6 protein-coding genes are annotated in these 5,703 nt (G+C 51.6%); all 6 read right to left on the reverse strand.

Going from position 1 to position 5,703, the window contains the following annotated elements; all coding sequences use genetic code 11:
- Nucleotides 1–427: 427 nt before the first annotated feature.
- Complete coding sequence (locus PQT43_RS31125) at nucleotides 428–1,357, reverse strand: hypothetical protein (protein WP_123394358.1); 930 nt, start codon at nucleotides 1,355–1,357, stop codon at nucleotides 428–430.
- 154 nt (nucleotides 1,358–1,511) lie between these two features.
- The gene (locus tag PQT43_RS31130; protein WP_102882557.1) at nucleotides 1,512–2,570 is read right to left on the reverse strand and encodes a linear amide C-N hydrolase; all 1,059 of its coding nucleotides are present in this window, start codon (nucleotides 2,568–2,570) and stop codon (nucleotides 1,512–1,514) included.
- A gap of 743 nt (nucleotides 2,571–3,313) precedes the next feature.
- Entirely contained in the window at nucleotides 3,314–3,835 is a 522-nt protein-coding gene (locus PQT43_RS31135) for a lysis system i-spanin subunit Rz (protein WP_253085328.1), read from the reverse strand.
- Nucleotides 3,832–4,383 (reverse strand): glycoside hydrolase family 19 protein, encoded by a 552-nt coding sequence (locus PQT43_RS31140; RefSeq protein WP_267268379.1) that lies wholly within the window; start codon nucleotides 4,381–4,383, stop codon nucleotides 3,832–3,834. The genes PQT43_RS31135 and PQT43_RS31140 overlap by 4 nt, the downstream gene beginning before the upstream one ends.
- Before the next feature lie 26 nt (nucleotides 4,384–4,409).
- A complete protein-coding gene (locus PQT43_RS31145; protein ID WP_267268380.1) occupies nucleotides 4,410–5,453 on the reverse strand; it encodes a phage late control D family protein in 1,044 nt (347 codons plus the stop codon).
- Nucleotides 5,454–5,514: 61 nt separating this feature from the next.
- Nucleotides 5,515–5,703, reverse strand: a 189-nt coding sequence (locus PQT43_RS31150) for a tail protein X (protein WP_272755588.1), incomplete at its 5' end; no start/stop codon positions are given.

Below are 5,703 nucleotides of genomic sequence, written 5' to 3' on the forward strand. Positions count from 1 at the left end.
GTAGATGTTAATCTACGGGGTTTTCAAGGGTGGAGGCCGAGGTCGGAATCGAACCGGCGTAGGCGGATTTGCAATCCAGATAAAATTTCATGTTTTTCAATAAGTTGAGGAATATTCAGTTCCGCAAGTGCCACTCCCTAGAAAGGCTGCAACCCATGGCCTACGCGGGTCATAAATTTGATTGCGGAACTGATTTCGCAGGGGCTTCTAATGGCCAAAAGAGGTGAGTCATGAGCGTCTGCTTTCGGCCATCAGGAGTCATTGGACATCTCTACCAACAGTCGTTGGCCTCGACCGTCACCGAAAATCAATTGTCTCGTAACTCTGAATTCCGACAAACTAAGCCAATGATAGAAAAGGTTAACTCTGGCTGAAAACCCAGCCAGAGTTGTATACAAAAAATCTCAAGCAAGCAGAAAATTCACACCTAGAAATTAGACAGCTTTACAAGCTGCGCCTTAATTCCCTTTGAAACCTCAGAGTCAAAGCCGTAATTCACAAGACAACTTTTAAGAAACTCAATCTGGCTTTTATAGACAGTAAGCGTTCTAGCTGACTCACCATCTTTTTGATTAAGAGCTTTGATTTTTTCAATGACTTCAATCGTCATCTCCTCAATCATATCAGCCGTCTCTTTATACTGCCTTAGATCGATTTCCTTATTAACAAAATCATTATAATTATCCTTGGCCGCCATGTTAAATGCATTTAGCGTTAACTCATACTGGGCAACCAAAGCCATTTCCGCCTGTTCAATAAACTCATCAAGCGAATAGCTAATAAGATATCCATAACGATAACAATTCATAACTTTATTATCAAAAAACCCTTTCTCCTGCGTAACATTACACGCTACGGCAGCAAATATCCTTAAACCTTGCCCGATTGGAATTGAATTTTTCGCCGAGCTAATCTGCACCTTGCTAGACTTGCCGAATGAATTCACAATGCCCGATAGTAAATTCAAGCAATTTGCCGCGACCAACAAGCGTACATCTTGTGTTATCCCGCCGTCCTTATTAATCTCTGCTACACCCTTAGATACTTCCGCACCATCTGGCAAGTCCTTAACAGGACCCAATGCGCCCACAACAGCGTTAGTTATATTTTGGATCATTGCACTTAGATTATCAAGACTCCAAGTAGCCGAGGTCTGGAAATCCGAATGAGCACCACTCACGTAATCTGAAAACTTCCAGTTTCTCTGGCTATTCTCGTAAAAATACCCTTGTTCCTCCCTAAGCTCATTTTTCATATGAGCCACTTTAGCCTCTAGATCATTATCAATTTCCTCAAGTCGCTTTCTATCTCGCTCACTTTTCTCCAACAGTTTTTTTACACTATTACTAGTTCCCATCTCATAGCATCCTTGATATGTTTAACAGAAAACTAAGACCAGCTAAAAACTCTAAGCTCTCTTAGCCCAAACCACGTACAACCTTACAGCTCGAGCAAAAAAACAACACCTCACTTTTAAAATTAGAAACCAACAGATCAATGATCACCAAAAATCAAACACCCTCAAACTTGAATGGTGGCGAATCTTTAAAATCGCGAGAAACCTCACCCGAGTAAACTTTTCTTTGATCAGCCTCAAGATTCAACTTTTTAACCTTACCAGTCGCTTCACTAAAATCAACCTTCCGCAGATCAACCCAAAAAGTATTAGGGGTAATAGCTGACTCAAAGAAATACTGCATTTGTTTATGATCTGCCACGGTTCGCCAGCGAGTTGATGAAATATTGGGTTTACCTGGAGTAGTAATGCCATAGGGCACCGATACGTTTCGTATAACACTAAAGACACTTGCTAACGAAAATCTCGCATCCTGATTCTTAGGGACTGCATTCACATAGAAAGATGCGCGGGCAAAACGATCGGGCGAACGATTGGTTCCGGGCAAATCCTCCGTTCCATCAATACCTTCCCAATAAGAGTTCATCGCCAACTGTTCTTCAAAAGTAGGAGAATTTGTCATCACCTGATAAGAACGGCTATGATGAATAACTTGCTTTCCACCAATATACTCGACAATGGCACTATCTCCAGACGCATCAGAGATTGATAGATGCAGTGTTGCTAATCGAGTCTCTTTAGGAACTGGCGCTGTAACAACATTGAAAGGTTCTGTTTTGAGGATCTCAACAGCTTCAGCTACCGTTTTGAAGTTATCAAGAACATATTGAGCCCAAGCGGCGATACTTAATCCAGCCTTACGCTGATCTACTTCGGGGTACTCAGACTCTACTAGCCACAGTAGGTTTGCTGACAACCCCGCCTCATTCATACCGTCCGTCGTCGAGATATCATAACCCGAGGCAATCACACTGCCATATTTGGAAGTCCATGTGACTGAGTTGGGGCCAGCCTCACCATGACGGAGCATCCCCTTCGGAAACACCCACAAGTTAGTTTCCACGTCCTTTGCCCAGTCCATTGAACGCGCAGTAATAACCTGCTGATTATCTCCCAGATATACCAAGCGAGTGCAAGCATGTGCCATCGGTAGCGATGAGCAGAATCCAACCAAGAGCATCACAACCCATTTTGCCTCTTCTAACATTTTCATTCCTTCGCCCTCCTTAATTCCCTATTAAACGTATTTCACTCTCACACCAACAACATCCGTTGCTCGCATAAAAACAAACCTAGCTAGGTAATTCGACAAAATCAAGGAGACTGACTTTTTGATCTAATGCAAAAAAAAGTCCTGCCAAGCCCTTTCAAACTACTAGAGTGCTAGTAATCTCACATCGTTAAGCGCCACAACATCTGATCCGTATTTTTATTTCAAAACTGAGTCTAGAAAAAACCAAATAGCCAATTAAGCAGCCACCTGTGGCACTTGACGCGCCTAATCCCTTCAATCTCAGACCACCTACTAATTCCCAACCTTGGCTTAACTGGCCAGCTTACTTCTAATTCTCTAAAGTTTTTTTGGTGACATCACCGACGGCCTCAGATAGTTCGGCGTCGATCATTGACATAGTGGAAGAGTCCTTGCGATGGGCCTAGCCCGCTACCAAGATCAGCAGTGTCCAACCTTCGGCTAGACACTGGGTGGCCCTCGCCTGGTTTAGCTAGACCTTCACTTATCCGAGTAACGATCTTCATCGGAATCGCTTCTTTGGGGTGTTGGCTCCGTTCAGTCACGCCGGCGCCAACGGTTGGGTTCCTTTTCCTTCGTTACGTAAACGCCGCTCAACGCGCCCGCACTTCCTACAATAGCTCCGAGTGCCTGCCCAGCAGTTTGAACAGCCTAACCAGTTCAGCTTCACCACAGTTCGGTGGCTTCATGTTCGCCGCGGCTCTTCACTTCGTGAAAACGACTTCTTTTATGTAGTCCTGGCATGCCGTCAGGGCGATCAGTCCTTGGTCACCGTCGCCGGCTATGGTGACAATTCGTTGAGCAGCCGCTGGGTCAAGTTCGGCTCGCGCCGCTCCATGAACCACGCCGCAGGTGCCGGCGGTGGCTGACACCCCACCGCTACCACCCGAGGCGGCGGTACTGAGTAGGACTGACAGCCGCAGATCAGCAGTAGCAAGCCGATCACGCAGGCGAGCCTGGTTCGTTTGAGCATCGCGCAATTCCTTGTAGTGGGTTTCGTCATTCGCCTGCAGGCGATCCTCCAGGGCCCGGCGGGCTTCCTGCTGAGTTTCCTGCCAGTTGATCACCGCCGTGGCGGCCTGCTCGCGATCAGTGCTGTACGCCTCGGCCTGATCAGCGAGATCCTTGCCGTAGGCGTTGGCCTGCCACGTCCAGGCCAGCCAACCACCCAGGGCGAACCCCAGCACCAGGGCCAGGACCGGCAACAGCCACCCCGGGGCCTTCAAGGCAGCACCTTCAATGCACGCTGATATAGCGCCTCACGATCCGCCAGGCCGTTGGTTCCTCCGTTGATGCGCTTGGTGATGGTGAGGAAGTCGCCTTTATCGGCCAGGGTGTTCAGCCCTGCCCGCTGCCAGAACCAACCCGCCGACAGCGCGGCATAGACCGAGGCTTCCAGCAGCTCCGGGGTGTTGAGTAGTCGAGCATCGCTGAACAGCGCTTCACTGCAGGCTTCGTAGTTCGCCCGGCCGGTGACCTGAATCAGCCCCCTGCCCCGGTACTTCTGGCCGTCGCCATCCGCTTCGGGTGTATTGCCCAGGCGCTTGGCCAGGGTGCCAGTGTCGTACTTGCTCAGGTACTGATTGCTGCCCAGCTCGCGTACCCATTGCAGCTGGCCGGACTCATGGCCGATCTGCGCGATGAACGCTGCCATCCGCAGCCGGGTGATAATTGCGTACTTGCTCATGGCAGCGTTGAGAGCAGGAACAAAAACGCCGGCTTTAGCGCCGGCGTTGGGGAGGATCTGCAGCAGCTGCTGCGCGGTAATCGTCATGCCTGATATCTCCAGTAATGTTGGGGTTAAAGCTGCACAACCTTGAGCGGCTTGGTTTCTTTCTTTTTCTTGCCCTTGGCTTTCGCCTTACCCTTCTTGCCGCCGTTGCATTCGACCGTAGTGCTCCACCCAGACTGGGTGAACACCTGTTCGACCGAGTCCACCAGATACTCGCCATCGAGACCGACCTTGAAGCCCTGGGCATTGATCATGCGCTCAGCGAATAGATCGGTTCGGCCGGACATCTCCAGGCGCACACCGGCGGTGCTGCGGTTGAATGCCGCCAAAAGGGCCTTGGCGGCCTGTTCGGCGGCGGACTTGTTCGGGTAGATGTGGCGGTCGGTGTGCACCGGCGGCAGGCCGTCCGGGGAGTCCTCGTTGCCCAGGTCGACAACCCGCAGCTTTCCGCTCTTTTTGTCCTGGTGCTTGGTCTGTACCGCCTTGTGGGTGCTTTTGTCCCCCAGGCGGAACTGATAGCGGCTCACGTCGCGGCGAGTGATGGTGACGGTGCCAAGGGCCTTGCCGCTGGCGCTCTGCCCGGCCTGTCGGGGCAGCACAAGCAGCTTGCCGTCGGCCACCTTGGCCGTGCAGTCGTACTGCTTGGCCAGACGGGTGATGAAGTTGAAGTCGGATTCATTGAGCTGATCGACCCGGGGCACCTTGGTGGTCACCGGGCACATCGGCTGCCAGCCATTGCGGGTCGCCACATCACGCACGATCTGTTGCAGCGGGACATTTTCCCAGCTCCCGCTGCGGGTGGTCTTGCCACTGCCGCGCATGTCGCTAGCCTTGCCCCGGATCTCGATAGAGTCAGGCGGGCCCGTCACCACGACCTCGTCCACCATGTAGCGACCCAGGCGAGTCAGGGACTGACCGGCGTAACCCATGAACACTTCAATACTCGCGCCACGGCTGGGCAGCGCCACCGCACCATCGCGGTCGTCGATGCGCAGCTCAAACTCGTCCGACTCCATGCCGGGCTTGTCCGAGGTCCGCAGGGTCAGCAGCCGGTCATTGATCAGTACGGTGATGTTCTTGCCGTCGGCAACGATTCGGAACTCTGGTTTCATTGCTCATGCTCCAGAAATGGAAAACCCCGCACATGGCGGGGTCTGTAGGTGACTCTGACAATCAATCCCAGAGCAGCACGGAAGAATCGATCTGGCTCGGCAGATCCGGCAGCACGATCAGCACCCCAGCCCGGAACGGCTGGGGCTCATCGGCCAGCCCCTGGTTGGCATCGAGCACCGCTTCGACACTACCATTCAAGTGCCCGTAATACTGGTGACACAGGGTGTCCAGCAGATCCCCGTCAGACGT

The organism is Pseudomonas sp. BLCC-B112 (genome assembly GCF_028550695.1).
GTDB lineage: Bacteria > Pseudomonadota > Gammaproteobacteria > Pseudomonadales > Pseudomonadaceae > Aquipseudomonas > Aquipseudomonas danubii.